Source organism: Amycolatopsis sp. 505 (assembly GCF_031625235.1).
In the GTDB taxonomy this organism is placed as follows: Bacteria; Actinomycetota; Actinomycetes; order Mycobacteriales; family Pseudonocardiaceae; genus Amycolatopsis.
Window position 1 is genome coordinate 195,836 of record NZ_JACKQP010000005.1, and the last position, 24,736, is coordinate 220,571.

Annotated in this window: 26 protein-coding genes and 1 tRNA gene; 10 read left to right on the top strand and 17 right to left on the bottom strand. The window is 71.6% G+C overall.

The genetic code is table 11. The features are described 5' to 3' along the window. The first annotated feature begins 31 nt into the window (after positions 1 to 31). Positions 32 to 394 carry a metalloregulator ArsR/SmtB family transcription factor gene (locus tag H5965_RS20035; protein ID WP_310971557.1) on the top strand — a complete coding sequence of 121 codons (363 nt, stop codon included), beginning with the start codon at positions 32 to 34 and terminating at the stop codon, positions 392 to 394. Here the strand turns inward: H5965_RS20035 and H5965_RS20040 are convergent, their stop codons facing one another. Next, a complete protein-coding gene (locus H5965_RS20040; RefSeq protein WP_310971558.1) occupies positions 395 to 1,588 on the bottom strand; it encodes an SEFIR domain-containing protein in 1,194 nt (397 codons plus the stop codon). A gap of 119 nt (positions 1,589 to 1,707) precedes the next feature. Here H5965_RS20040 and H5965_RS20045 point away from each other — a divergent pair, with 119 nt between their 5' ends. Genes H5965_RS20045 through H5965_RS20055 form a run of 3 tightly spaced genes read left to right on the top strand, consistent with a single transcriptional unit; the run spans position 1,708 to position 7,230 of the window. After that, positions 1,708 to 3,081, top strand: a complete 1,374-nt coding sequence (locus tag H5965_RS20045; protein ID WP_310971559.1) for an SEFIR domain-containing protein — start codon at positions 1,708 to 1,710, stop codon at positions 3,079 to 3,081. 10 nt (positions 3,082 to 3,091) lie between these two features. Continuing rightward, a complete protein-coding gene (locus tag H5965_RS20050; RefSeq protein ID WP_310971560.1) occupies positions 3,092 to 6,028 on the top strand; it encodes an AAA domain-containing protein in 2,937 nt (978 codons plus the stop codon). Continuing rightward, positions 6,025 to 7,230 (top strand): hypothetical protein, encoded by a 1,206-nt coding sequence (locus H5965_RS20055; RefSeq protein ID WP_310971561.1) that lies wholly within the window; start codon positions 6,025 to 6,027, stop codon positions 7,228 to 7,230. Before H5965_RS20050 ends, H5965_RS20055 begins: the two co-directional genes overlap by 4 nt. On the opposite strand, the gene H5965_RS20060 is transcribed toward H5965_RS20055, so the two are convergent. Both H5965_RS20060 and H5965_RS20065 read right to left on the bottom strand, forming a co-directional pair. Continuing rightward, complete coding sequence (locus H5965_RS20060) at positions 7,223 to 8,032, bottom strand: MerR family transcriptional regulator (RefSeq protein WP_310971562.1); 810 nt, start codon at positions 8,030 to 8,032, stop codon at positions 7,223 to 7,225. The genes H5965_RS20055 and H5965_RS20060 overlap by 8 nt on opposite strands. Beyond that, positions 8,016 to 9,305, bottom strand: a complete 1,290-nt coding sequence (locus H5965_RS20065; protein ID WP_310971563.1) for an amidase family protein — start codon at positions 9,303 to 9,305, stop codon at positions 8,016 to 8,018. The genes H5965_RS20060 and H5965_RS20065 overlap by 17 nt, the downstream gene beginning before the upstream one ends. Positions 9,306 to 9,603: 298 nt before the next feature. On the opposite strand from H5965_RS20065, the gene H5965_RS20070 reads away from it, so the two are divergent. Beyond that, on the top strand, positions 9,604 to 10,050 hold the full coding sequence (locus H5965_RS20070; RefSeq protein ID WP_310971564.1) for a nitroreductase family deazaflavin-dependent oxidoreductase: 447 nt from the start codon (positions 9,604 to 9,606) through the stop codon (positions 10,048 to 10,050). Between the two features lies 1 nt (position 10,051). Here H5965_RS20070 and H5965_RS20075 read toward each other — a convergent pair whose 3' ends face one another. Both H5965_RS20075 and H5965_RS20080 read right to left on the bottom strand, forming a co-directional pair. Next, positions 10,052 to 10,822 (bottom strand): ANTAR domain-containing protein, encoded by a 771-nt coding sequence (locus tag H5965_RS20075; protein WP_310971565.1) that lies wholly within the window; start codon positions 10,820 to 10,822, stop codon positions 10,052 to 10,054. Positions 10,823 to 10,882: 60 nt separating this feature from the next. Then, on the bottom strand, positions 10,883 to 11,314 hold the full coding sequence (locus H5965_RS20080; protein WP_310971566.1) for an Hsp20/alpha crystallin family protein: 432 nt from the start codon (positions 11,312 to 11,314) through the stop codon (positions 10,883 to 10,885). Between the two features lie 106 nt (positions 11,315 to 11,420). On the opposite strand from H5965_RS20080, the gene H5965_RS20085 reads away from it, so the two are divergent. From H5965_RS20085 to H5965_RS20095, 3 genes are all read left to right on the top strand, one after another. Next, positions 11,421 to 12,029 (top strand): HSP18 transcriptional regulator, encoded by a 609-nt coding sequence (locus H5965_RS20085; RefSeq protein WP_310971567.1) that lies wholly within the window; start codon positions 11,421 to 11,423, stop codon positions 12,027 to 12,029. A 180-nt stretch (positions 12,030 to 12,209) separates the two neighbouring features. Beyond that, positions 12,210 to 12,443, top strand: coding sequence for a DUF6480 family protein (locus H5965_RS20090; protein ID WP_310971568.1), 234 nt, complete (start codon positions 12,210 to 12,212; stop codon positions 12,441 to 12,443). 29 nt (positions 12,444 to 12,472) lie between these two features. Continuing rightward, positions 12,473 to 12,646, top strand: a complete 174-nt coding sequence (locus H5965_RS20095; RefSeq protein WP_310971569.1) for a hypothetical protein — start codon at positions 12,473 to 12,475, stop codon at positions 12,644 to 12,646. On the opposite strand, the gene H5965_RS20100 is transcribed toward H5965_RS20095, so the two are convergent. Genes H5965_RS20100 through mdlC form a run of 4 tightly spaced genes read right to left on the bottom strand, consistent with a single transcriptional unit; the run spans position 12,643 to position 17,053 of the window. Further along, complete coding sequence (locus H5965_RS20100; protein ID WP_310971570.1) at positions 12,643 to 12,801, bottom strand: hypothetical protein; 159 nt, start codon at positions 12,799 to 12,801, stop codon at positions 12,643 to 12,645. The genes H5965_RS20095 and H5965_RS20100 overlap by 4 nt on opposite strands. A gap of 31 nt (positions 12,802 to 12,832) precedes the next feature. Next, positions 12,833 to 14,044 (bottom strand): aromatic acid/H+ symport family MFS transporter, encoded by a 1,212-nt coding sequence (locus H5965_RS20105; protein ID WP_310971571.1) that lies wholly within the window; start codon positions 14,042 to 14,044, stop codon positions 12,833 to 12,835. Positions 14,045 to 14,054: 10 nt separating this feature from the next. Then, positions 14,055 to 15,482 (bottom strand): benzaldehyde dehydrogenase, encoded by a 1,428-nt coding sequence (locus H5965_RS20110; RefSeq protein ID WP_310971572.1) that lies wholly within the window; start codon positions 15,480 to 15,482, stop codon positions 14,055 to 14,057. Between the two features lie 2 nt (positions 15,483 to 15,484). Beyond that, positions 15,485 to 17,053, bottom strand: coding sequence for a benzoylformate decarboxylase (gene mdlC / locus H5965_RS20115; protein ID WP_310971573.1), 1,569 nt, complete (start codon positions 17,051 to 17,053; stop codon positions 15,485 to 15,487). Between the two features lie 90 nt (positions 17,054 to 17,143). Between mdlC and H5965_RS20120 the strand changes: the two genes are divergently transcribed. Then, on the top strand, positions 17,144 to 18,034 hold the full coding sequence (locus tag H5965_RS20120; RefSeq protein WP_310971574.1) for a LysR family transcriptional regulator: 891 nt from the start codon (positions 17,144 to 17,146) through the stop codon (positions 18,032 to 18,034). Here the strand turns inward: H5965_RS20120 and H5965_RS20125 are convergent. After that, a complete protein-coding gene (locus H5965_RS20125; protein WP_310971575.1) occupies positions 18,031 to 18,450 on the bottom strand; it encodes a cellulose-binding domain-containing protein in 420 nt (139 codons plus the stop codon). The two genes, H5965_RS20120 and H5965_RS20125, sit on opposite strands and share 4 nt — an antisense overlap. 624 nt (positions 18,451 to 19,074) lie before the next feature. Here H5965_RS20125 and H5965_RS20130 point away from each other — a divergent pair. Then, positions 19,075 to 19,158: transfer RNA gene (locus H5965_RS20130), tRNA-Leu, on the top strand. Here the strand turns inward: H5965_RS20130 and H5965_RS20135 are convergent. The 7 genes from H5965_RS20135 to H5965_RS20165 are packed head-to-tail and all read right to left on the bottom strand — an operon-like array spanning position 19,140 to position 24,675. Further along, positions 19,140 to 20,894: a recombinase family protein gene (locus H5965_RS20135; RefSeq protein ID WP_310971576.1), complete on the bottom strand. Its 1,755-nt coding sequence runs from the start codon at positions 20,892 to 20,894 to the stop codon at positions 19,140 to 19,142. The two genes, H5965_RS20130 and H5965_RS20135, sit on opposite strands and share 19 nt — an antisense overlap. Beyond that, positions 20,884 to 21,048, bottom strand: a complete 165-nt coding sequence (locus H5965_RS20140; protein ID WP_310971577.1) for a hypothetical protein — start codon at positions 21,046 to 21,048, stop codon at positions 20,884 to 20,886. The genes H5965_RS20135 and H5965_RS20140 overlap by 11 nt, the downstream gene beginning before the upstream one ends. Further along, positions 21,045 to 23,168 (bottom strand): FtsK/SpoIIIE domain-containing protein, encoded by a 2,124-nt coding sequence (locus H5965_RS20145; protein WP_310971578.1) that lies wholly within the window; start codon positions 23,166 to 23,168, stop codon positions 21,045 to 21,047. Before H5965_RS20145 ends, H5965_RS20140 begins: the two co-directional genes overlap by 4 nt. Then, entirely contained in the window at positions 23,161 to 23,853 is a 693-nt protein-coding gene (locus tag H5965_RS20150) for a hypothetical protein (RefSeq protein WP_310971579.1), read from the bottom strand. Before H5965_RS20150 ends, H5965_RS20145 begins: the two co-directional genes overlap by 8 nt. Beyond that, positions 23,850 to 24,179 (bottom strand): hypothetical protein, encoded by a 330-nt coding sequence (locus H5965_RS20155; RefSeq protein WP_160701975.1) that lies wholly within the window; start codon positions 24,177 to 24,179, stop codon positions 23,850 to 23,852. Before H5965_RS20155 ends, H5965_RS20150 begins: the two co-directional genes overlap by 4 nt. Then, the gene (locus tag H5965_RS20160; RefSeq protein WP_310971580.1) at positions 24,176 to 24,499 is read right to left on the bottom strand and encodes a WhiB family transcriptional regulator; all 324 of its coding nucleotides are present in this window, start codon (positions 24,497 to 24,499) and stop codon (positions 24,176 to 24,178) included. The genes H5965_RS20155 and H5965_RS20160 overlap by 4 nt, the downstream gene beginning before the upstream one ends. After that, complete coding sequence (locus tag H5965_RS20165) at positions 24,475 to 24,675, bottom strand: helix-turn-helix domain-containing protein (RefSeq protein ID WP_310971581.1); 201 nt, start codon at positions 24,673 to 24,675, stop codon at positions 24,475 to 24,477. Before H5965_RS20165 ends, H5965_RS20160 begins: the two co-directional genes overlap by 25 nt. Between the last annotated feature and the right edge of the window lie 61 nt (positions 24,676 to 24,736).

Consider the following 24,736-nt stretch of genomic DNA (forward strand, 5'->3'; position numbering starts at 1 on the left):
ACGCAGATACGCAAGTAGTAAGGTTGCGGTCATGCACGCGTCGCTGCCGGAGTTCGACATGCCCACCGAAGAGCAGGTCCACCTGGCCGCTGAGTCATTCCGCCTGCTGGCCGACCCGACCCGGATCAAGGTGCTGTGGGCGTTGCTGCAGGGCGAATCCTCGGTGGCCTGCCTGGCCGAACTGGCCGGCGCCGCCCCCACGGCGGTCAGCCAGCACTTGGCCAAGTTGCGGCTGGCGGGCCTGGTGAAGGGCCGCCGGGAGGGAACGTTCGTGTACTACTCGGCGGCGGACAACCACGTCCGCGGCCTCCTGGCCCAGGCCCTGCACCACGCGGACCACGTGGACCGCGACATCCCCTCGGGCGACCACGCCCACCACCCGCGGCCGAGCTGATCAGCGCTTGAAGGCGACGACGAGCCGGGCGGCCAGCTCCTCGGCGACGTTCTGGGCCGAGCTTCGGAGTTCCTCGACGAGGAAGGCCTCTTCGGTGCCGACCCTGATGCGCTCCGCCGGATCGAGGGGCAGCGCTGCGCTGCGCGCGTCGGCTTCGGAAAGGTGCCCCAGCCGGGTCAGGCCCACCGGATCCAGGGCGATCGCCGTCGCGAAGGTCTCCGGGAAGGGAAGGCCGATCTGCAGCAGCAGGTCCAGCCGGTCGGCGACTTTCGCAGACAGGTCGGCCCGGTCGAGGATCCAGCCGATGCTCGCCTTCGCCGGTGGGAACCAGCACGTGCGCTGGCCGCCGCGGAGCACCGCAAGACCGCACTCCCCGGCGCTCCAGTCCGTCGAGAACGCCCACGCGGCGTCGGCCGACGAGCCGACGGAGATGGCTTGCGCCTGCGAGAAGAGGCCCTTGGCGCGCCCCGACGCCGCCAATTCGTCGGCGATCCGTTCGAGCTGGAGCACGCCGTAGCGCGCGAACGGCGAAGCCGGGACGAGGTGCACTTCGACCAGCGGCCCCTGCGACTGGTAACCCGCCGGCAGCAACTCCGGTCGCCAGACGACCGGAAGCCCACCCGGGATGGTGATCCGGGCCGGTGCGGAACCGGACCGCGGCGGCAGGATCGGCCGAGGCCCGAGCGCGGGCGGGAGGTCCCGCGGCTGGCGGGTGAGCACCCGCAGCAGGGACTCCGCCGCCTCCGGGGTGTTGGCCGGCACCTCGTACCAGTCGGCCGCGTTGGGCAGGAGGAAGTCCGGGATCTCGTGTTTGCCGTGGCCGGGCAGGAGTACCGGGAGGATCTTGGCCGTCCAGGTCGCGCGGTCGCCCTGGAGCCGGTCGCGCAGCAGCGCGGCTTCCGCCTGGCCGCCCAGGTTCAGGTGGTTCGGCCCGATCCCGTCGCCCATCCGCCGGTAGCCCTCGGACGCGATGACCAGGACGTGGTCCGACTCGGTGATGTTCCGGGTCATCCAGGCCTGCCAGTCCCGCCGCCGGTCCGTGGCCCAGCGGTCCAGCACCACGTCGATTCCGTTCCGCACCAGGAAATCGGCGAAGGCCAGCACGGCTTCCCGGTGTTCTTCGCTGTCGTGGGTGTAGGAGACGAAGACCTTGGGGTGGTCACCGGGCTGGTGGCTGTCGTACCGGTTCGCCATCGGAAGTCCTCAGCGGGAAAACAGGACAAATATCGGACAGTTACCGCGTTCGGTGCTGCCCCGTTCGCGATCATGAGAGGGTACAAGCCGCCGTGATCTTGCGGGGGGAAGGGTCAGAAGTGGGGACAGCCGGCACTTCGCCGCGGATCTACGTGTCCTATGCCCACGATTCGGCGGAACACGATCGCGCGGTCCGGGAGTTCGCGACCTTCCTGCGCGAAAAAGCCGGCGTCGACGCGCAGCTGGACGTCTGGTACACCGATCGGCGGCGGGACTGGACGGCGTGGACCATCGGCCGGCTCCGGGAGGCCGAGTTCGTGCTGGCCATCGCTTCCCCGCAGTACAAACACATCGTGAACGGCCGCGTGCCGTCGGCGGCCGGGAGCGCGAAAGTGCTCGAAGCCGCGATGCTCCGCGACAACCTCGCCCGTGATCTGCCCGGGGAGACGCGCCGGATTCTGCCGGTCGTGCTGCCCGGGCACGACGCCGGCGAAATCCCGGAGTGCCTGTGCGCCCATTCGACGACGCATTACGCGGTCGAGGAACTGACGCTTCCCGGCGTCCGGAATCTGCTGGCGGCACTGGCGGGCACGCCGCTCTACGAAATGCCGCCGCTCGTTCCCTTCGTCGTACCGGAACACGGCGTCGACCCGGTCGTCGTGGGCGTCCGGCCCGCGCCGAGCCGGCCGGCCGAGCTCCTGACCGCGGAGGCGGAGGTCGAGATCGGCGGGATGCGGTACCTCGTCCACGGTGACCCGCTCGAAGACGCGGCCCTCCGCCAGGCGCGGGCGCTGCGGCTGGGGCCGCCGCACGAGGACGTCTGGCTGCGGCAGGTCGACGTCCGGCGGGAGACCCCGGCCGCGCTGGCGGCGTCGGCGGCGCTGACCCGCGAACGCGACCTCCTGACCGCCCTGCGCGGCAACGGTTTCCCGGCGGTCCGGGAGCTGGTCCGGGAGAACGGCGTGGTGACGCTCGTGACCGCGTGGCCCGGCTCGAAGTCCGCCACCTTGGCCGACTTCGTCCCACAGCCCGCCGAGGTGATCGACGCCTGGCGCAGCCGCCGGACGCTGTCCGGTCTGGCCGGCCTCGGCCGCACGTTGACGCTCCTGCACGCCCGGGGCGCCACCCACCGGCTGCTCACCCCGGCGGGGCTCGTCCGGTTCGACGACGGGCGAGTCGTGCTGCGGGACCTCGGCCTCGCCGGGACGGACTTCCGGCCCGGCGAGGGAACACCGCCCTACCAAGCTCCCGAACAGCGGGTCCGCAGCGCCGGCCGGGTGGGGCCGTGGACCGACGTCCGCCAGCTCGCGGCCGTCGCCTACCACGTCGTCACCGGGTTCGCGCCGGACCCGGCCGTTCCCGTGCCCGTCCGTCAGTTCGCCACCGCGCTGCCCGAACGCGCGGCCGTCGCCATCGACGCCGCCCTGGCCACCGACCCGGCGAGCCGCCCCGCGATGCGGTTCCTGGCGGCCGCGCTCGATCACCGCCGATGAGGAGTTCCGGTTGCTGGAGATTGTCGATCTTCCCCGCTGGGTCGTGCTCGTCCCGGCGAAGTCGCTCGACGGGCGGCTGGAGCGGCAGCGCCGGGACCACCCCGGCCTGCCCGCGGGGATCGGCCGGGTCGCGGCGGATCTGGCCGCCCGGTCCGAGGGCGTGCCGGCCACGCTGAGCCCGCCGCAGCGCCCGGGCGGCGACCCGAGCCTGCTGCTGCACACCCACACCTACCTGGTGCGGCTCTTCGTCACCCAGTACGGCGACGCCTACACGATCGCGGGGATCACCCCGATCCGCCTGCGGGACCACGATCGGCTGGCTCGGGGCTGCCTGCTCCTGCGCACGGCGTGGCACACCGTCTTCGAACGCCGCGAGATCCCGCCCGGGTCGTCCGCGCACTGGCCGCGGATCGAACAGGCCTGGGCCGCGCTGCACCGGGACCGGGAGCGGCCGGTCCGGGAGGTGCCCGCGCATACGCGGTTCCTGGACCGGCTGGACGAGGTGATCGACACCGACCAGCAGCTCGCCGCGAACCGGAGCCGCTCGGCGCCGGCCTACCCGTACCGGGCCGTGGAAACGGTGGGGGAGCGGCGGTACACCGGTTCGCCGGTCTACGTCTTACGGGTCGTCGGCGGCCGGGTTCCGGACCGCGACAGGTTCGTGCAGGTGCGCGGCGAACCGGAACAGCGCGGTCAGGTGACCCGGACCGCAGGCGACCGGGTGACGGTCCGCTTCGACCAGCCGATCAGCTGGGAACGACTGGCGCAGCAGGGAGAACTGGAACTCAGCTCCAGCGACGTCGTCTACGCCAAGCAGCGCGAGGCCGTCGCCCTCCTGCGGACCGGGCGGACCCGCAACCGGTCCCTGCTCCCGGTGCTCGTCGACCACCGGGTGCAGCCGTACCGGCCGGTTCCGGCGCAGCCGGGCGAAGAACTCGACGAAGACCAGCTCGCCGCGTTCCGGAACGCGCTCGGCGTGCCCGATCTGCTGGTGGTCCTCGGGCCACCGGGCACGGGCAAGACGCGGACGATCAGCCAGATCGCCCAGGCGTGCGCGCTGGCTCCCGAGCGAGGACCCGTGCTCGTGGCCTCCCACACGAACCGGGCGGTGGACAACGTCCTGGCCAAGCTGCCCGCGGACGTCGTGGTCGTCCGGGTCGGCAACGAGGGCAAGGTCGATGCGTCCGGCCGCCCGTTCCTGCTGGAGCGGCTGGCGGCCGAGCTGCGGGCCGAGGTCCTGGCCACCACCGCGGCGGCCCGCCCGAAGTACGCGGGCTTGCCGAACGCCGGACGCTGGGCCCAGGAGCTCGGCCGCCGGATCGGGGAACTCGGTAACGCGCTCGGGGCGCTCCGAGCCGCCGCGAACCACCTGGCCGAGGTGCGGCGCCACTTCGGCGGACCGGCCCAGGAGCAGTTCGCGGCCGCGGTCGCCGCGCTCACCCGCCAGCAGGCGAAAGCCGCCAAGCGGCAGGACAAGGTGAACCGCCTCGCGCAGCGCGATCAGCAGGCACGCGCCCGGCCGCCGTGGCCCGGCTTTCTCGCGAAAGCCCTGGCTCAGCGGCGAGCGCGGCTGCTGGCCGCCGGGAGCACCGAACTCGCCGGGCTCCGGCAGGCCGCCGACCGGCTCCGCGGTGCGGTGGACGCGGCCGGGCACGCGCTCGACCTGGCCACCCGGGACGTCCCCGAGGTGCAGCTCGCCCGGCAGGCCCTCCAAGAAGCCGGTCGCCGGACCGACGAACGCCGAGCCGGGGCGATGGCGGCCGCGCACGCCGTCCGGGTCGCCGTGGGGCCGGCGGACGCCTTGCCGGTGCTCCACGACGACGGCGACGCCGAAGCGGCCATGGCCGGGCTCGCCCGGTTCCACCAGTGGCTCGGTCCGCGGCTGGCGTTGCTGGAAGCGCGGGCGAAGCTGCTCGACGAATGGCACGAGGAGGCCTCCGGTGCGGTCGAGCAGCTCTACCCGGAGCTGATCCGCTACGCCGACGTCATCGGTGCGACGTGCATCGGTGCGGCGTCGCGTCCGGAGATCGCCGAGGTGGAGTTCGACCTCGCCATCGTCGACGAAGCCGGTCAGATCAGCGTCAACAACCTGCTGGTGCCGCTCGTGCGGGCCGAGCGGACGGTGCTGGTGGGCGACGATCGTCAGCTGCCGCCGTTCGTCGACGACGAGGTCGAAGCCTGGGCGGACCGCAGTGGTGACCCCGCTTTCCGCGACCTAGTCACGAAGAGCGCCCTGGAGGTTCTCGTCGGGCACCTGCCGGAGAGCCACGTCGTCCAGCTACGTCAGCAGCGCCGGATGCCGAAGGTCATCGCGGACTTCATCTCGGAGACGTTCTACCGCAACACGCTCAAGACGATGGTGGAGCGCGACCACGAAGATCCGCTGTTCGCCAGTCCGCTGGCGTTCGCGGACACCTCGGGCCTTTCGGCGGCCCAGCGCGCCGAAACCCCGGCCCGCGACTGGGATCCGCGGCTGCCGGGCGGCACGGTCAACCTCGCGGAGGCCCGCCTGCTCAGCGAGCTCGCGGCCTTCTACCACCGGCGGCACGAGGAGTGGGCACTGATCGTTCCCTATGCGGCGCAAGTGAAACTCGTCAAGGAGCTGCTCCGCGCGCAGATCCCGGAGCAGGACACGATCGACACCAACGTGGGAACCGTGGACTCGTTCCAGGGCGGCGAACGGGACGTGATCCTGTACGGGTTCACCCGCAGCAACCGGTCGAAGAACGTGGGGTTCCTGCGCGAGCTGCGCCGGGCGAACGTCGCCTTCACCCGCGCCAAGCAGCAGCTGGTGCTGATCGGCGACCTCGCCATGCTCCGGCTGGCCCGTGACGGCGACTTCCGCGAGCTGGCCCGCTCGCTGGGCGAGCACGCGGCCGCGGCCGGGGACGTCCGGTCGTACCAGGACATCGCGCGCCTGCTGGACGACCTGCGGGACGCGTCGTGACCGGCCGGCTGTTGCGCTACCCGGCGGAACGCGCTCTCGAAGACGCGGCCTTCGGCCAGGGCCTGACCCCGACCCGGATCTTCGCGATCCTCCTGCCCGTCTGGCAGGTCGAAGTGCGGGCGACGACCACCGACGGCCGGCCGTACGAGCTGATCGACCGGTACCTCGAGCGCGGGATCGCGGAGGTCGGCCTGGGCACGGTGGCCGAACTGGCCGGGTTCTTCGCGCTGGACCACGCGCTGGTCGACCGGGCGCTGCGGGTCCTCGACCGGATCGGCCACCTCCGGTGGGTCGGCGGGCGCGTGGAACTGACCGACCTCGGGCGGCAGTCCCACCGGGACCAGGTGTGTTACGTCGCCCGGCGCGAGGACCGCCGGAAGCTGTACTTCGACGGGTTCCGCTCCGTCCCGCTGAGCCGCGCGTACTACGACGCCGGGTTGGTCACCTTCCTGACCGTCGGCGAAATCCCGGCGGCCACGGCCGAGGAGGGCGCCCGCACCTACCGGATGCTCCACACCAGCCACGGTTTCCGCCGGGAGGCCCTCGCCGAGCTGGCCGGGCGTGCGGATCGCGACCACTACAACCTGCCGACCCGGATCGAGCACCCGGAGAGCCTCGGCGAAGAGTGCGTGTACCTGCCGATGTTCGTGGTGCGCGCGACCGGCTCGGCCGGCCGGATCCGGCAGCTGGTCTACACCCAGGCGAGCGACGTCGCCGACCCGGAGCTCGGCGCGCTCTGCGAATCGACCCCCGAAATCCTCGGGGTCCTCGAGTCGGACGCCCGTGCGGTGAGCGCCGAGCAGACGGAGGCCAGGATCAAGACCTGGCTCACCAGCAAGGGGATCGCCGAGCATCCCCCGACCCGCACGGCGCAGGGCGGGTGGCGGGTGACCCTGCCCGCGAAGAGCTTCCAGCCGGACGGGCCCGTGCCCCTGGCCAAGATGGGTTCGTTCGCCGTCCTGGGCACCGACCTGGTGCACCTGTGGTGCGCGGACCGAGGCGCCCGCGAACGCGCCTTCCTGGAGCGGCTCGACGCCTACCTCGGCCGGGCCGTCCGCGGGGACGCGGAGCAGGTGAAGAGCCGGGTGACGCGGATCGTCTGCCAGTTCAGCCTCGGTGACCTCGGGTTCGGCGAGATCCGGGACCTGGCCGTGCGGGCGGGCAGCGGCAGGCTCGCGGACCGGCTCGCCGCGCTCAGCTGATCGGCTCCTGCAGCTCCGTCACCCAGCCCGCCGGGTCCTCCGGGCAGTCCAGATAGACCTCCCGCTGCGGCCCGGCCGACCGGCGGCCGTGGTCGTCGATCCACCGCACCACCGCCTGCCACGCGGGCAGGACGTCGTCGATCGGGCCGCGGTGGACGAGCGTGGCCGCGCGGGTGGCCGGCAGGTCCGCCACCGTCAGGCCGTCGAGGCCACCGCCGCCGACCGACGCCGGGATCGCGGCGTGCACCACGACCTCGTCCTCCGCGCGCTGCTCGTAGTAACAGGTCAGCCGGCCCGCCGGCGTGACGTCCGCCTGCGGGAGCCGCCGGCCGAGCTCCGCGCACAGCGGGTGCACCACCGGCCCGATCGCCTCCGGGGCGAAGCCCGCCGCGATCGCGGTCAGCTCCACCACCCGCATCCCCGGCAGCTCCTTGACGACGACGTCGTCGGCGAGCAGGCGGCCTTCCGCCTCGATCGTCCGCAGCCGGGCCTCGACCCGCGCCAGCCGCGCCGCTCCTTCGGCCAGCGCGGCCTCCAGTTCCGCACGCCGCAGCGTCAGCATGCCGCGGACCTGCTCGACCGTGACCTCGTCCGCCAGCAGCGTGGCCACCTGCTCCAGGGTGAAGCCGAGGTCCTTCAGCGCGACGATCCGGTTGAGCCGCGCCAGCTGGGCCGCCGTGTAGCTGCGGTAGCCGGTCGCCGGGTCGACGCGGGCCGGGCGCAGCAGCCCGAGTGCGTCGTAGTGGCGCAGCATCCGGACCGACACCCGGCCGTGGCGGGCGAAATCACCGATCGAGAACACGGCCCGATCCTGCCCCAGGCGGGACGAACCCACCGACGACGTCCTCGGCGAGTTCCGCGAACGTGATCGCGGTGCCGTCCTCGTGCGCGGGCCCGACGACCTGCAGCCCGGCCGGCCCCACCGGGGCGGTGACCGCCGGCAGCCCGGGCAGCGACGCCTGGGCGATCCAGAACACCTGGTCGTCGTAGCGGTGCCGGTCGTCGTGGGCGGGGGCGGTGGTGAACACCGTCGGGCAGAGGAAGACGTCGACGTCGGCGAAGTACCGGGCCCAGGCCGCCCCGGCCGCGAACCGCCGCTGCTCCTGCTCGGCGGTCCCGGCCGGCTCACGGCCTTCCTGGCTCGCGAAGAACAGCTCCACCTGGAAACCGAACGCCTCGGCTTGGGCACTCGGGTCGACGTCCGCCGGCCAGCCCTCGCGGATCCGCACCCCGGCGCGGGCCAGCGCGTCGACGGCGTCCGACAGCGCCGCGCCGACCTCGCCGGTCACCGGGCAGGCCGGATCGTCGAGCACGACGCCGACGCGGAAGTCGTCGAGCCGGGACCGCCGGGCGGGTGGCAAGGGACCGCCCGTGACGCGCAGCGCCAGCCGCAGATCGGTCGCCGACCGGGCCAGGGGGCCGACCGCCGAGGGGAATTCCCGGGCGAGCGTCGTGGGCGGTCCCGGCGGCTGGAAGCCGCGCAGCGGCACGGTGCCCGGGGTGGGCTTGAGGCCGTGGACACCGCAGTAGGCGGCCGGGATCCGGATCGACCCGGCCAGGTCGGAGCCGTATTCGAGGTAGGTCAGGCCGTCGGCGAGCGCGGCCGCGGCACCGCCGCTCGAGCCGCCAGGCGTCCGGTCGGGGCCTCTCGGGTTGAGCGTCCGCCCGTGGAGGGGGTTCTCGGTCCGGCCGAAGTCCGCGAGCAGGTGGTGGACGTTCGACTTGCCGACGACGATCGCGCCCGCGGCCCGCAGCCGTTCGACGACCGCCGCGTCCTCGTCCGCGACGCAGTCTTCGAACGCCGGCTCGCCCCAGGTCGTGGGCAGGCCCTGCACGGCGAAGGCGTCCTTGATCGTCATCGGGACACCGTGCAGCGGCCCGACGTCGTCACCGCGCGCCACCGCCCGATCGGCTTCCTCCGCGGCTTCGAGCGCGGAGGCGCGGCAGGTCGCGATCACGGCGTTGACGGTGGAGGCGTCGATGCGGGCGAAGAGCTGTTCGGTCAGGTCACGCGCCGAGAGCTCGCCGCGGCGAATCCCGGCGGCCACCTCGGTCGCGGTGCGGAAAGGTGTCATGGGGTCCGGGATAGCGCCTGACACGGTGTCAGAGTCAACCGCAGCGGGTAACTCGTGAGGTGATCGCCGCCCGGACCGCGGGCGGCGCGTGGCGGAGGGAAACCGATGACCGCACCGCCGATACCGCCCGAACCCGTCGTCCCGGAGACGGATCCGCCGCCGGACCGGCCGCTTCCCGAACCCGGCAGTGTGCCCGTGCCGGATCCGCTGCCGCCGGAATCGGAGCCCGGTCCCGAGCGAAAGTAAATACGAGGTTCGGATCATACGAGTTTCGTATGAGTTGGTGTACCGTCGGGGCATGACAACAGCGCAGAGCTACCGCCGGATGGTCAACACCGGCAACAAGATCGTGGTCGGGCTGCAGCGGCTCGGCGTCGCCTTCGGCCCGATGCAGCTGCTCACCGTGCCGGGGCGCCGCACCGGCGTCCCGCGCACGTTCCCCATCGCCGTCAACCCCATCGACGGGCAGCACTACATCGTCCAGGCGTATCCGAAGGCGGCTTGGGTGGCGAACGTGCGGGCCGCGGGCGAGGTGACGCTCACCCGCGGCCGCCGCTCGTCGGCCGCGCGGCTGGCCGAACTGCCGGTCGAAGAACGGCGGCCGGTCCTGCGCCGGCTCGTCGAAACGAGCCCGCCGAGCGTGGGGAAGCGGTTCGTGACGACCGGCCTGGCGGCCGCGCCGACGCCGGACGCGGTCGCGGCGGCCGCGGAGCGCATCGCGGTCTTCCGCGTCGAACGGCCCTGAATCAGCGGCTTTCGAGGGCGCTCAGCACCTGCCGCGCGGCGCGTCGCGCGGCCGGGCCGGGGTGGATCGTGCGCTCGCCGGCGGGCTGGGGAGCCGGGGCGCCGCCGAGCAGTTCCACCAGTGCGACGGCGAGTTCGCGCACCTTGACGTTGAACTCCTGGCTCGCTCGCCGCAGCGTGTCCCAGGCTTCGTCGGGGTCGCAGCGGCGGAGTGCGATGACGATGCCCTTGGCTTCCTCCAGCGCGGCTCGCGACTGGAGGAGGTCCAGCGTCTGGCCGGTCCGGTCCGGCTGGGTCGCTTCGGCGACGACCAGCGCCATCGCGGCGAGCCGCTCGTGACGCCGGAGCACGTTCACGGTTTCGTCGGTGGCGGGGCGATCCAGGACGACCGACAGCACCAGCGTCCCGTCGGCGTCCCAGGCCGAGGGCAGGGCCGCGATCCCGCGTACCCGCGCCCACTCTGCCGCGAGGGCGGGGTGGTGTTCCACCAGTCCGTTCAGCGTCAGGGACGGCCAGCGGCCGTCGACGTAGACGTCCGCGCTCACCACCGGCTCGCCGGTCCGGCCGGCGGCCGGGACGGGACCGCCGAGCCCGCTCAGCTGGGCGGGGACGAGCGCCGCGGAAAGGCCGTGCGCGGCCGCCAGGTGCAGGGGGCCGCCGCGGTGGTGCACGGAAACCGCCGCACCGAGGGCGCCCGGCACGTCGGCCGCGATCCGGGCGAGCAGTTCCTCGAGCAAGGGTGTCACGCTGGGGGTCGTCGGAATTCCGGTCACCGCACGCCCTCCTCGGCGCGGTGGAGGCGGGGGCACCCGGGCCCCCGCCTCGATCGGACATCAGGCTTCGAGCTGCGTGCGGTCGCCGGCGGCGGCGATCTCGATGCGCCGCGGCTTCGCCTTCTCGACGATGGGGATGCGGACGGTCAGCACCCCGGCGTCGTAGTTCGCGGTGATGTGCTCGGTGTCCAGGGTGTCGCCGAGGAACAGCTGGCGGGAGAACACGCCGAGCCGTCGTTCGGAGACGTGCATCCGGACGTCGTCACCGCTCGGCAGGGGCCGTCGTTCGGCCTTCACGGTGAGGACATTGCGTTCGACGTCCAGCTCGACGGCGCCGGGATCGACGCCGGGGAGGTCGAAGCACACCACGAACTCGTCGCCGGCGCGGTAGGCGTCCATCGGCATCGCGGCCGGTTTCGACCAGGTGCCGGCGCCGAAGACCTGCTGGGCGAACCGGTCGAGGTCGCGGAACGGGTCGGTGCGCATCAACATCGGGACCCACCTCCTGGAATCTGACAGCTCTGGTGTCAACACGCGGCTCTGTTCTAGCATGTCGTCAAAACGATGACAAGATGTGGGTCGTCGAAAGGATGACGTGATGGACGGAACCGATCCCACCGGCGCCCTGCGCCGGATCGAGGAGGTGGTCGCGGCCGCCCGCGCCGGGGTGGGTGACCGCAACGAGGTGCTGGCCGCGTTGTCCGGCCTCCGGCTGCTGCGGGAGCAGCTGGCGAGCTGGGAACCGGAGCTGATCACCGCGGCCCGGGCGGCGGGCGCCAGCTGGGTGGCCCTCGCACCGGCCCTGGGCGTCGCGAGCCGCCAGGCCGCGGAACGGCGTTACCTGAGGCTGCAGCCGTCGCACACAGGGGAGAAGACCGGCGAGGCCCGGGTGGACGCGGAACGCGACCGCCGCGCGGGCGACCGGGCCGTCGCGGACTGGGCCCGCCGCAATTCGGCGATCCTGCGCCAGCTGGCCGGCCGGGTCAGCGCACTGGACGGCCTCGGCCCAGCAGCCCAGGAGAGCGCGGACCGCCTCGGAGCAGCCCTCGGCGACGACGACCCGGCGACGCTGCTCCCCCCGCTGGCCGCCGCCCAGCCGCACCTGAGGGCCGCGCACGCCGGCCTGGCCGAGCAACTCGGCGAGATCTCGGCTCAGACGGACCGGCTACGCCGAGATGCGGCCGGCAATCGGCGTTCGCGGGAGTGAGCCGGGTTTGGTCGGGTCGGACCGGCCGGGTTGCGCCGAGATGCCGCTTGCGGACGGGGCCCGGCCATGGGCGGTAGCTGCGCCCGAACACGGGCGGTGATCGCGTTCGCGGGAGTGAGCCGGGGTTTGCCCGGCCCCGGGCCGGGCACCCGCCGCGGAAGCGACGGAAGGACGTACCCCATGACCGCCCCACCGCCGGACCCGGATCCCCGCCGGACCCCGGACCTGGAACCCGGGGGCGGCGTGCCCCCGGGCAGCACCCCGCCCGACTCCGCCCAGACGTCCGGCCTGTCGCACCCGCAGCCGATGCCGTCCAAGGCGATGCCGGTGCTGTGGCTGGTCCTCACCGGTGTGCTCGTGCTGATGGTCGCCGGCCTGGTCATCGCGCTCGCCGTCGGCTGGTTGAGTGTCTGAGACCGGGCCGGACCGGGTACTCGCCCACCATGGACGACACGCCTGACCGCACCGAAACCCGGGCCGAACTACTGCCCGAAGAACAGGCCGTGGAGAGCGCGGACCCCGAGGGCCAGGCCCGCGAGGTCCTGCGCGACTCCGACCGCCGCACCGAGCACCCGGAGGCGACGCTGGGGCGCCGCCGTCCGGAGGACACGGTCTAGTCGCCGCCGCGGAAGTTCTCCTGCGTGGCCGGATGTCCCGGCCGCGCCTTCGCGTCTTCGTCTTCCAGCGGCCCGTCGGGCTCTTCGCGGCGAGGTGGCTCGACCGGATTCCCGCTCGAGTCCACTTCGCCGGTTTCGTCGTGGGGCTGCGACATCGTTCCTCCTCGGTTGGCCGATCCTTCGCGGCTACCCGGTGGAGATCGGCGTCAACCGTTCCTCGGCCGGCGTTCCGCCGCGCAGCAGCGCCATCGCGCCCAGCCCCAGGACGGCCACGACGGCGAAGAAGTAGAAGCCCCACGGATACGCGATCCCGGCCGTGACCAGCGCCCCGGTGACGAACGGCCCGAGGATCGAGCCCAGCCGCCCGACCGCCGACGTCAGCCCCAGCGCGGTACCCCGGACGTGCGCCGGGAACGCCTGCGCGACGTAGCCGTAGATCAGCACCTGCGCGGAGAACACGAAGACGCCGGTCAGCAGCACGACCGCGTTGAGCACGAACGCATTGCCGATCCGGAGGCTCAGCGCCGCCAGCAGGACCGCCCCGGCGCCGAACCAGATCCGGGCGATCGGGCGGATCCCGAACCGGTCGGCGATCGTGCCGGCCAGCACCAGCCCGAGCACCGCGCCGATGTTGAGCACCAGCAGCAGCGTGATCGACGTCGAAATCGGGTAGCCCGCCGTGCGCATCAGCTGCGGCAGCCAGGTGTTGAGCCCGTAGACCAGCAGCAAGCCCATGAACGAACCGGTCCACACGGCGATGCTGATCCGCCGGAACCGGCCGCCGAGCAGATCGCGCAGCCCGACGCGCTCGGCCGTCTCGCGCGCCGCGAGGTAGGCCGCGGACTCCGGCAGCTTCCACCACATCAGCGGCACGGCGAGCAGGCCGACGATCCCGCCGCCGTAGAACAGCAGGTGCCAGTCCTCCTTCGCGTACAGCGCGAGGACCGACGTCAGCACCGCGCCGACGTGATAGCCGGTCATGGTGAACGTGCTCGCGCTGGCGCGCCGCCGGGCCGGCAGGTTCTCCGACATCACGGTCAGGGCCACCGGCATGCAGGCGCCGAGCCCGAGCCCGGCGACGAACCGGAAGACCCCGAACGTCGCGACGTTCGGCGCGAGCGGCGTCAGCAGGGTGAACAGCGAGAACAGCAGGACCGAGCCGATGAGCAGCACGCGGCGGCCGAACCGGTCGGTGAGCGGGCCGAGGCCGGCGGCGCCGACGGCCACGCCGATCAGCGACACCGTGGCGACCGCGGTCGCGCCGGCCGCGGTGAAGCCGAGGTAGCCGCTCTTGAGCAGGGTCGGGATGGTGGCGCCGAGCGCGACCAGGTCGTATCCCTCGAGCAGGACGGTCAGCCAGCAGAGGACCGCCGTCCACGGGCCACGGGACGTCGTCATTGTCGTCTCCTCAGAACGGGTAGGGCGCGATGTCCGCACGGACGGTCAGCCATTGGGTCTCGGTGAAGGCTTCGATGTTGGCTTTCGCCCCGCCGAAGCGGGAGCCGTTGCCGGAGTCGCCGACGCCGCCGAAGGGCGCGGTCGGCTCGTCACCGACGGTCTGCTCGTTGATGTGCACCTTGCCCGAGCGGACCTCCTCGGCCAGCTGCATCGCCGTGCCGACGTCGCCGAGGATGCCGACCGACAGGCCGTACTCCGAGTCGTTGACCAGTCGCGCGGCCTCGTCGAGGTCGCGGTAGGCGCGCACCGGCGCGACCGGGCCGAAGATCTCCTCGCGCCAGGCCGGGCTCGCGTCGTCGAGTCCGAAGAGGACGGTCGGCGGGTAGAACGGCGCGTCGGGCTTCCCGCCCGCGAGCACCTGCGCGCCCGCCGCGACGCTGCGGTCGACGACGTCGGTGACGTGCGCGAGCTGGCGGTCGTCGATGATCGGGCCGAGCGCGACCTCGTTCTCGGCCGGGTTGCCCACGGGCAGCCGGCGCGCCTTCTCGGCGAGGGCTTCGACGTATGCGTCCACCTGGGACTCGTGGACGAGGTGCCGGCCGGTGGTCATGCAGATCTGGCCCTGGTGCAGGAACGAGCCGAACGCGCCGGCGGAGGCGGCCTTGGCGACGTCGGCGCCCGGCAGCACGACGAGCGCGTTGTTCCCGCCGAGCTCCAGGTGCACGCGCTTGAGCGAGCGCGCGGCGGCTTCGCCGACCTTCCGCCCGGCCGCGGTCGAGCCGGTGAACGACACCACCGACACCTCCGGCGCGTCGACCACCGCGGCGCCGACGCCGGCGTCCCCGGGCAGCAGGTGCAGCAGGCCTTCGGGCAGCCCGGCTTCCTCGAAGACGCGCACGATGCTCACCCCGCCGCACACCGCGGTGCGCAGGTCGGGCTTGAGCAGCACGGCGTTGCCGAGCGCGAGCGCGGGCGCCACCGAGCGGATGGCCAGGATCAGCGGGAAGTTGAACGGCGAGATCACCGAAACCACGCCGGCCGGGACGCGGCGGGCCAGCGACCAGCGGGGTTCGCCGGTGCTGAGCACCTCGCCGAGCGGGTGGGTCGGCAGGGCCGCGGCCTCGAAGCAGATCCCGGCCGCCATCTCGGTCTCGATCCCGGCTTTGGGCCGCGTCGATCCGGCTTCGCGGACGATCCAGTCCTGCACCTCGGCGGCGTGCGTCTCCCACAGCTCGCCGGCGCGGCGCAGCACCGCGGCGCGTTCGGCGGGCTTGCGCCGGGCCCAGTCGCGCTGGGCCTTCGCGGCGGCCGTGGCGGCTTCCGCGGCGTCCTCCGGCGTCGCGACGCCCACGCGGCCCAGGATCGCCCCGGTGGCGGGTTCGACGACCGGCCGGGTGCCGCCGGTGCCGCGGACGAAGTAGTCATCGAGCAAGGTCATGATCACTCCGGGGTGGTCGGTTCGGTGTCGACCTGGATCAGCCGCGGGCCGTCCGGGGTCGTCTTGAGCTGGGCACGCAAGTCGTCTTCGTCGCGGGCGGTGGTGGCTTCGACGCCGTAGCCGGCGGCGATGGCCGTGAAGTCGAGCCCGGGGATCTCCGTGCCGGGCACGTCCGGCGTCCCGAGCAGGTCGCCGAACCACCGCAGGGCGCCGTAGACGCCGTTGCGCAGGATCACGAAGGTGACCGGCACGCGGTAGTGCGCGGCGGACCACAAGGCCGTGATGCCGTAGTTGGCCGAGCCGTCGCCGATGACGCCGACGACGGGACGGTCCGGGCTGCCCATCGCGACGCCGACCGCGGCGGGCAGGCCGAAGCCGAGCCCACCGGCGGCGGGGAAGAAGTAGGAACCTTCGCGCCGCAGGTCCATCTGCCGCCACCAGGCCGAGTTCGTCGACGTCGACTCGACGACGTAGCGCGTGTCGTCGGCCTGCGTGGCGCGCAGGGCGGCGAACACCTGCTCCGGGTGCAGCGCCTTCCCGCCGGCCTTGGGCTCCGGGTTCTCGACGTAGCCGAGTTGTGTCTCTCTGGCGGGGATCTTCGCCAGCAGTGCTTCGATCACCGGCGCGGGGTCGGCGACCAGCGCCTCGCCCATCGGCGCGCGGGCCGCGGCGCCGAAGTCGTCGGTGACCTGGACCAGCCGGGTGCCCTCGGGCAGGTACGCGCCGGGAACGTGCTGGTGGTAGCGGAACACCGGTGCGCCGAGCACCAGCACGAGATCGTGCCCGGTCAGCGCGGCCGACACCGGCGCGATGCCGGCGGGCAGCACGCCGCGGAAGAGCCGGTGCCGGTGGGGGAACGGCAGCCGGTGCGGCGACGGCGCCACCCAGGTCGGCAGGCCGAGGTGCTCGGCGAGCGCGACGGCCCGGTCGAAGAGCCCGGTGGCGTCGATGTCGCCGCCCAGCACCAGCGCCGGGTTCTTCGCCGCGGCAACGCTCCTGACGAGGTCGTTCAGCTGGGCTGCGCTGGGTGCCAGGCCTTTGTGGACCTGCCGGTCGAGCGTCGCGGTCTCGGTCAGCTCGACGGCCCAGTCGTCGTAGGGGACCGAGAGGTAGCTCGGCCGCCGGTGCAGTTCGGCCTCGAACACCGCCTGGGCGAGCGAACGCGGCACGTCGGCGGCGCAGCTCGGCTCGCCCGACCAGGCGACCAGCGGCCGCATCAGCTGCGTCGCCTCGACGTTGGCGAGCATCGCCTCCAGCCCGATCGCCGTCCGGACCTGCTGGCCGGCCGTGAGCACCAGGGGAGAACGCGAGTAGACGGCGTTGGTGAGCGCGCCCATCGCGTTGCCGGAGCCGGCGGCGGCGTGCAGGTTGACCAGCACCGGGCGGCCGGTCGCCTGGGCGTAGCCGTCGGCCATCCCGACGACGGCGCCTTCGTGCAGGCCGAGGACGTAGCGGAAATGCTCCGGCAGCTCGGCGAGGAACGGCAGCTCGTTGGACCCGGGGTTGCCGAAGATGGTCGTCAGGCCTCGGCGGTCCAGGAACTCGTGGGCGAGCCGGCGGGCGGTGGGCATCGGTGCCTCCTTGAAGTCGGACCGACCCTATGGAGCACCGCGGCCGTGTTCCAATAGATGTTGGCGCGTTGCTTCATCGATGGGATCGATATGCCGGACTTCGACCTGAACCTGGTGCGCACGTTCGTGCTGCTGTACGAGACCCGCAGCGTGACGGCGACGGCCGAGTCGCTGCACGTCACGCAGCCGACGATCAGCTACAGCCTGCAGAAGCTGCGGCGCCGGTTCTCCGACGAGCTGTTCCGCCGCACCGGCGGCGGCCTGGTGCCCACCACGACCGCCCGCGCCCTCTACGAGCCCCTGCACAGCGCGCTGTCGGAGATCGAGACGGCGGTCAGCGGCGCGAAGTCGTTCTCGCCGTCGACGGCCCGGGCGGCGTTCACGCTGTGCCTGTCGGACCTGGGGGAGATCTCGCTGCTGCCGCGCCTGATGGCGGCGCTGCCGTCACGCGCGCCCGGCGTGACGCTGACGGTCCGGCCGCTGGACGTCGACCGCGCGGCCGACCAGCTCGGCCGCGGCGAGATCGACGCGTTCATCGCGTCCCCGCTGATCAGTTCCCAGCGCGTCGCCCGGATCCCGCTGTTTTCCGAGGGCTACCTGGGCATGGTGGCTGCGGACCACCCGCGGCTGTCGGAGGCGGTTTCGTTCGACCAGCTCGCGGCGGAGCGCCACGTGACGGTGTTCGGCCCGACGGGCCACAACGGCCCGCGCCGCGCGCTGGAGGCGTCCGGCCTGCTGGACCGCGTGGTGCTCGAGGTGACCCGGTTCGCGGCCCTGCCGTACCTGGTCCAGGACGGCGAGCTGGTGGCGATGGTCCCGCGGCTGGTGGCGGAGGTGTTCGCGGCCGAGCACCGCGTCCGGCTGTTCGAGCTGCCGCTCGAGGTCGAGCCGGCTCAGGTGTCGGTGTACACGCGGCACACGCACGCCCGCAGCCCGGCCCAGCACTGGCTGGTGGGGTTCATGCGCGAGGTGCTCGGCTAGGACGTCTGGCAGCGGGCGCCGTTGAGGGTGAAGCCGACGGCCTTCGGGTTGTCGCGGCCGAAGGAGCCGTTGAAGCCGATGTTGACGGTCGCGCCCGGGGCCAGCGTCAGGTTGTAGGAAACCGCTTTCATGGTGACGCGCGAGCCGCTCTGCGAGAAGTCGCCGTTCCAGCTGTGCGTGACCTGCTGCCCGGCGGTGAAGTTCCAGGTGGAGGACCACGGGTTCAGCGTCTGGTTGCCGGTGTTGGTGACGTAGACGTTGGCGGTGAAGCCGTTGGGCCACTGGTCGGTGATGTCGTACCGGACGGAGCACGAGGCAACCGGAGCGGGAGGGGGAGGAGGAGCAGCCTGCGACGGGCTGGAGGCGGTGGTCTTCGGCGCCGTGGTGGTGGGAGACGCGGAGGTCTGCCGGATCACGGTCGGCACCGGCGAGGGTCTTGGCGCCTCGGCGGTGGCGGTGGTGCGCGGAGTGGTGGCGGGAGCGAGCGGGTCGGGAGCCATGGCGGCCTGCCGCCCGGGCGAGCTCTCCGAGGTGACGGCGATGATGACCAGGCTCCCGATGACGACAACGCCCCCGCAGACGGCGGAGACCCACCGAATCCGCCGCCCCGCACGCTGCTGAGCGGCGGCGGCCTCCCGAGCCCGTTCCTCGAGCCGTTCCCGGTACCCATCCCCGGTATCGGCTTCCCGAACCCGCGTGATGGGGACATAGGCCCCGAGAGACCGAGGCATGGCCCCAGTCTCCCGAAGGAGCTCATCAACGGAAAACTCATCATCAGACCGGCCGGCGCGCGCCATACCGCAACCTCCACTCGGCGAGGGCGCTCGAACGCGCTGTCTTGCCCGGCGAATCCTAGGAAGCCGAAGCGGTCTTGTAAACCATGTGTTCGCAGCTGGTGACCCGCCCACCTGCGCAGCTCCAGGGCGACTGGATCGATGCAGCCCGTCGAAAACCGTCGATCATGCCAGACGAGGGCGAGAGGTGGATCGACACCCCCCTGAACGAGGGGGCGGAGTGGCCGTATACTCTTTCTTCAGCAGGTCCGAGTGGCGGAATGGCAGACGCGCTAGCTTGAGGTGCTAGTGCCCTTAACGGGCGTGGGGGTTCAAGTCCCCCCTCGGACACACGCACTATCTACACCCGGGCTGGCCGTCGCATAGACGGCCAGCTCTTTTGGTTCGTAGCGTAACTCCAGGTTCAGTGCTCGGTACAGGCGGCTCATGCCGGCTGTGGTCGCGTCAGCCAGTGTGCCGCAGACGTCGCCGAGCGCATCGATCCTCGCGTAGATCTCGGCACGGCTTACCGTCGAGTCGGCCGGGACGCTCTCGATCTGTGCTTTCGCGGCGGCTCGTTCGGCCTGTGCCTGGTTGATCGGGTCGACGAGTGCTTCAGGTTCGACGCCGGCCGCGATCGCGGCCTGGTAGCGCTGAAGCCTCGCCTCTGCGTCCGCCAGCCGGTTTCGCGCAGCCTCCAGCGGACCACCGCCAGCCTGGCCGCCTTCCGAGCCGAGTAGCGCGGCCGCTGTTCGGTCGCGGTTGTCCGGGTGGAACAGCTCGTGAAGCCATCCGTTGAGCGCCTCGACGACCACGCCTTCCCGCAGGTTCACCGTCTTCGGGTGATCCGCCAGCTTCAACGCGCCGGGCGCCATCGTCCGCGAGGTACAGCGGTAGTAGGCGCCCTTCCTGATCGTCGCGCCTTGCATCTTCCGGCCGCATACTCCACATCGGACGAGGCCCCGAAGCAGATACGACCGTGCGGTCTTCCGGGCGCCGCGCTCAGCCTTGCGCGCCGTCTTCAATCCGCCCGCCGACTTCGACCGGCGCAGTAGTTGAGCCTGCGTGAACGTCTCCACGGACACGATCGCCGGATGTGCCTGTTCGCGCGACCTAACAATCCGGTCGGGAGTGGCGCGCTTGAATCGCACGACGTGGCCGGCGGCAACGTCTTCCGGGTCAAGCAATGTCTCGTGTTTCGTCCAGCGCCCGAAGATGGCATAGCCGGTGTATCGCGGGTTATCGAGGATCGCTCGTACGGAGCTTCCTTGCCAGCCGTCGGCAAGCCGGTGCCGATTCTGGTCTGGCCGATGCGTAGAGGGACAAGGAATGCCGTCCCGGTTGAGCAGGTTGGCGATCGCTCGATCGCCGTTGCCAGCCAGGTACTCGACGAAGATCCGGCGAACCACATCCGCCGTCGACTCGTCGAGCGCCAACGCACGTAACTTGAACCCTTCGGCCGCCTTCCGCGGATTCGGGTGGGGACCGCTGTCCACGACCACGTACCCGTACGGCGCCCGGCCGCCCTGGTGTCGTCCTTCGTTGATCACCTGCGCATCCATCGCTGCCCGGACGCGTGCCTGAACGTGCTGGCGCTCGGACTCGCTCATCCCGCCGAGCACGCTCATGAGCATCTTGTGCGACGGGTTCCGCGCGTCGTACTTCCCGCCCAGCTCCGGCACCCACAGATCAACCCCGTAGGCGGCGAACTTCGGCGCGATAAGCGAGAACTGGTTGCCAAACCAACACCGCGTGCCCTCGCCGACGACGATCGCATCCCATCCGCGGCGCGGATTCTTCAACTCGGCGAGCAGCCGAGCGCCCTCGGTTCGTCGTTCCCACGGGACGGACCGTGACTGCCCGATGTCGAAGAACTCCGCCACGATCTGCCCGCCGAGCGGCTCGACGAACTTGCGCGCGTTCCCGAACTGCCAACCACGGGAGGTTTCCGGGTCCTGGTTGTCCTCGGTCGAGCACCGGCCGTAGCCCGCCAGATTCCCGATCCCGTCGTGTGTCACGTCGGCGACCTCAAGACCCAGAAGGTCGTCCAGCGTCGCCCACGGGTCACTGATGATTTCAGCTGCCACGGTTCACCTCCTCGACCGGCACGTCCAGCGCCGGCACCTCAGTAACCTCGATCAGAACGGCCAGCAGTGCGCGCGCGACAGCAGGTGTCAGCTCAGGCAATCCCGCAGGTAGGATAACCCGAATCTGCGGCTCTTCGGAACGAGCGGCGCTCATGGCTCGTCGTCCTCGTCTGCCGACCCGGTGTCAGCGGTTGCGCGGTCGATGGCACTCCTGATTTCAGCCGTCAGATACCCGCGTACCTGGCGAATCTCACAATCCTCGCCGGTCACACGGTCCCGCGTCGGCCGGCACCCGAGGTCGGTCATCTCCTGGGCGAATGTCTTGCGGTCGATCTCCAGGGCGTCCAGCAGTTCGGCCGTAGGCACGAACTCCCGGCCGTCCGGGCCGAGATCGTCGCCCAGGTACTCGACGAGCGACACGAGCAGCTCAGGCAGTTGAACCGCGTCAACGGGCTGACCTGCACCGATTGCCTTGACCGCCGCGGCGCGGTCGAGCACCGGCGTCGCGTCCTGCCCGGCCGCGTGCCCGCTCAACGTCCCGGCCGCCTCGCGCAGCGCCCGGCCCTGCTCACAGATGGTCCGCCAGTCCTCGTTCGGCATGTAGTAGGTCCGGACCGTCATTGCCAGCACGTCGGCGCCGGCCGCCGTATCGCCGTCCGGCCGAAGGATGCCCACGCCCTTGTGCGACGGCAGCAGCCGTGATGAGTCGAACCCGCGCGTGTTCATCTGCTCGCCGAGCACGATGTTCGAGTCGCGCCAGTCCATCACCCGCAGGGCGAACCGCGACCCGAGCACGGCCCGCAGCCCGGACGGGATCGTCTTCGAGTCCGGCCGCTGCGTGGCAAGTACGAGCACGATCCCGGCGGCTGGTCCCTTCTTCGCCAGCCAGGTCAGCAGCTCGCCGACGTACTCACCCGCAGGAATTTTCCTTCCTTGAACGTCAACGGGTGTGCGGTCTTCCAAGGGAACTTGGACCTCATCGATGAAGATCGCCGTAATCGGCATGTCTAGCGCCTTATCGCGGGACATCTCCGGCGTGACCTTCGACTCTGGGCACGTCAGGTCGTCGAGGTCGCGCATTCGCCGGAACCGCGCCTGAACCTCGCCAACCAGCTCAATCAGCCAGTCCACCAGGGCCAGGACGTGTTCGGGCTCGTCGCCGGACATGAACCGGTGCGCCACCAGGCCGGCCGCGTCCCAGTCCTTCCCAGCCTTAAAGTCCGCGACATACAGCCGCACCCACGCATCCAAGATGAGTCCAGCCGCTGCGAGCCGGGCGGCAAACGTCTTGCCCTGTCGCGGAATCGCACCCACCAGCAGCGACGTCCACACCAGCGGAAGGTCGATCCGCCGGTCTCGCGCATCCCGTCCGAACGGGATCGGCCGCCACGCGTCCCACTGCGTCACGCCGAGCAGCGGCGTCCGCAACGGTGGCGAGCTGTACGGGTCTTCGTCGGCTACCCACATCGACACCCGCCCGGCGTGCCCTCCGTTGCCCCGAACGCGCTCCACGATGAGCTGTACCTCATCGACGGCAAGCGCCGACGCCAGCGCGTCCCGGTTCTTCACTACGTCGGCTGCCTTGCGCGTGGCCGGAAGGTCGACGGTGACCGCCCAGCCGTCTCCGACACGTGTCGCACGTTCGACGAGCCGCAACGTCTCGTCCTTGCCGATCAGCTTCGCGTCGCGGAACGCGTCCACCAGGACCTGTGGGTCCATCGTCCACGTCAACGTGCGCGGACCGGCGAGCGCCGGCTTGCGCCCTGGACTGCCGTCCTTCCTGCGGCCAAGGATCGCGAGTGCCACTGAGGCAGCGGCACCGCCGATCCACAAAGGCTCGGTTCCGTATACGAGATCGACAACGGCGACTGCCACGGCGACAACGACCACGACGGCACCGGTGACCTTCCACCGGGACAACGTCAGTGCCCGGATCTCCGTGAACTTGTCGGCGAGCTTCTCCGACTCCTCGGCAGCCGTCCGGTAGTCCCGAACGGTCACCCACCCGCGCCACCACCGCGCGCCAACTACGACACCGCGCACCACGCCACCGAGGAACCGCAACGGCGACAGCACGAGCCACACCACGGCATCCTTGAGTGCCTGCCTCGCCTGCGGCTTGCTCTTGAGCCACAACGGCACGCGTGGCGAGTGCAGCCACCACAACACGAAGCGGTTCCTCTTTCGTACGCGCGGGCGCGGCTGCGGCAACGTGTCGTCGATCAACTCGCCGTCGAGCACGGGATCGGCCTTGACCGGCAGTGAGTCAGTCATCGGTCACCTCCGCGCGCAGCGCCCGCGCCAGGCGGGGCGACAGGCCACGTGAGCACCCGGTTGCCCGCCGGACCCATGCCGGCGTTATCTCGACGTCTGGCGTCCACATCTCCCGAGCAATGGCGAGGTAGTCGGCGAACAGCACGCGCCGCCCGCCGGTCTCTTGCTGAGCGGGACGCCGTTCAGCAGCTACCAGCACGGCGTCGGTGAGCTTGTCCCGCAGGTCAGTGATCGCCTCGACGGCAACGAACACAACGAGCGGCGGCACCGAATGCAGCACGATCGAGGCGGCTTCCCCGGCCGCGAACGACGTCCAGGTGTTCATGACGTACGTAGCCGCGAGCGTGAACCACTTCGCCCGCCGGACCCACGCGCCCGTCTTGACCTGGTACCGCGCGGTCACCTGCTCAGCCCGCAGGATCGCCAGCAGGACGAGCGACACGGTCGGGTCCAGCACCCACGCGGCCAGCCAGGGCAGGGAGCCCGGCCGTGTCCCGGCTGATGCGAAGCCCTGCACGTTGGTCATCGTGAAGGCGAGCCCGAGGACGATCCCGGACCAGCACATCCAGTCGACCTGGCGTCGGACGCGCTCGATCCGCAGGGCGACGACGTCCGGATCGGTCTGGTAGGCGCGCACCTCCGCGGCTTCGGCGGCGTCCTGCGCGAGCCGTTGTGCCCGGTTCATCGCCGACCACCCCGCTTCGAGGTGTCGACGGTGGTCACCGTCATTGCGCGGGTCAGCGCGTAGGACGCGAACAGCGCGGGCAGCCCGAGCACAGCGAACAGCAGCCATGGGCTACCGGGGTGAGCGATGACCACCCACTGCACGGCGACGATCAGCCCGGCGTTGAACAGCACCCGCCCGACCAGCGACACGAGCCGCGCCCCGCTCCGAGCAGCTTCGGCGGCAGCCTTCGCCCGGCGAGCACCGGCCCGCCAGACCCAGAGCAGCACGATCAGCACGCCGACACCGGCAAGTATCTGCGTGGGCGTCACGGTGAGTCCGTTCATCGCGCACCCCGCTCGCCACGTCGCAGCCAGTGCGGGTGCAGCGCCCGCCGGTCGTCGTCGGACATCGCGCCCCAGACACCGACCGTCTGGAGGCCGGCCGTTCGAAGCTCCAGTTCGAGGCACTCGTCCTGGACCGGGCAGCCGCCGCACAGCATCTTGGCGAACTCCCGGTCATCGCGAGCGTCCGGCGGACCGCCCTCTGACGGCGTCATGCAAGCGCCATCGCTGGTCACGGCATCGCGCAGGACACCTGTAGGCACCCACCGCAGGCGGTCGAGCCGCCACGCGACGCCAATCAGCCAGAGGTCGTCGGCTTCCATGCCGCACCTCCGTCCTGAAGCGCCTTGGCCAGTTCGGCGGACGAGACGCGCAGCCCGGAGCGGCACAGAGTGGCGCGGAGCGCGCCGGTCCGGATCGCCCGGCTGACCGTGTTGCGGGAGACGCCGAGAATCCACGCGGACTCGGGAATGGTGTGAAAGGTCGTTTTGGCGTTCATGAGAGAACCAATCTGATGATTTCAAGACTATGTTGTTGATTTCAGCTCTTCGTCGGACGTG

What these genes read in the sequence shown, in the direction of transcription:
- H5965_RS20100 (WP_310971570.1), bottom strand. Translation starts at nt 12,801, where the DNA reads ATGTCGCAGCCCCACGACGAAACCGGCGAAGTGGACTCGAGCGGGAAT.
- H5965_RS20155 (WP_160701975.1), bottom strand. Translation starts at nt 24,179, where the DNA reads ATGAACGGACTCACCGTGACGCCCACGCAGATACTTGCCGGTGTCGGC.
- H5965_RS20090 (WP_310971568.1), top strand. Translation starts at nt 12,210, where the DNA reads ATGACCGCCCCACCGCCGGACCCGGATCCCCGCCGGACCCCGGACCTG.
- H5965_RS20160 (WP_310971580.1), bottom strand. Translation starts at nt 24,499, where the DNA reads ATGGAAGCCGACGACCTCTGGCTGATTGGCGTCGCGTGGCGGCTCGAC.
- H5965_RS20120 (WP_310971574.1), top strand. Translation starts at nt 17,144, where the DNA reads ATGCCGGACTTCGACCTGAACCTGGTGCGCACGTTCGTGCTGCTGTAC.
- H5965_RS20070 (WP_310971564.1), top strand. Translation starts at nt 9,604, where the DNA reads ATGACAACAGCGCAGAGCTACCGCCGGATGGTCAACACCGGCAACAAG.
- H5965_RS20040 (WP_310971558.1), bottom strand. Translation starts at nt 1,588, where the DNA reads ATGGCGAACCGGTACGACAGCCACCAGCCCGGTGACCACCCCAAGGTC.
- H5965_RS20165 (WP_310971581.1), bottom strand. Translation starts at nt 24,675, where the DNA reads ATGAACGCCAAAACGACCTTTCACACCATTCCCGAGTCCGCGTGGATT.
- H5965_RS20105 (WP_310971571.1), bottom strand. Translation starts at nt 14,044, where the DNA reads ATGACGACGTCCCGTGGCCCGTGGACGGCGGTCCTCTGCTGGCTGACC.
- H5965_RS20080 (WP_310971566.1), bottom strand. Translation starts at nt 11,314, where the DNA reads ATGTTGATGCGCACCGACCCGTTCCGCGACCTCGACCGGTTCGCCCAG.
- H5965_RS20095 (WP_310971569.1), top strand. Translation starts at nt 12,473, where the DNA reads ATGGACGACACGCCTGACCGCACCGAAACCCGGGCCGAACTACTGCCC.
- H5965_RS20145 (WP_310971578.1), bottom strand. Translation starts at nt 23,168, where the DNA reads ATGACTGACTCACTGCCGGTCAAGGCCGATCCCGTGCTCGACGGCGAG.
- H5965_RS20150 (WP_310971579.1), bottom strand. Translation starts at nt 23,853, where the DNA reads ATGAACCGGGCACAACGGCTCGCGCAGGACGCCGCCGAAGCCGCGGAG.
- H5965_RS20110 (WP_310971572.1), bottom strand. Translation starts at nt 15,482, where the DNA reads ATGACCTTGCTCGATGACTACTTCGTCCGCGGCACCGGCGGCACCCGG.
- H5965_RS20140 (WP_310971577.1), bottom strand. Translation starts at nt 21,048, where the DNA reads ATGAGCGCCGCTCGTTCCGAAGAGCCGCAGATTCGGGTTATCCTACCT.
- H5965_RS20065 (WP_310971563.1), bottom strand. Translation starts at nt 9,305, where the DNA reads ATGACACCTTTCCGCACCGCGACCGAGGTGGCCGCCGGGATTCGCCGC.
- H5965_RS20085 (WP_310971567.1), top strand. Translation starts at nt 11,421, where the DNA reads ATGGACGGAACCGATCCCACCGGCGCCCTGCGCCGGATCGAGGAGGTG.
- mdlC (WP_310971573.1), bottom strand. Translation starts at nt 17,053, where the DNA reads ATGCCCACCGCCCGCCGGCTCGCCCACGAGTTCCTGGACCGCCGAGGC.
- H5965_RS20035 (WP_310971557.1), top strand. Translation starts at nt 32, where the DNA reads ATGCACGCGTCGCTGCCGGAGTTCGACATGCCCACCGAAGAGCAGGTC.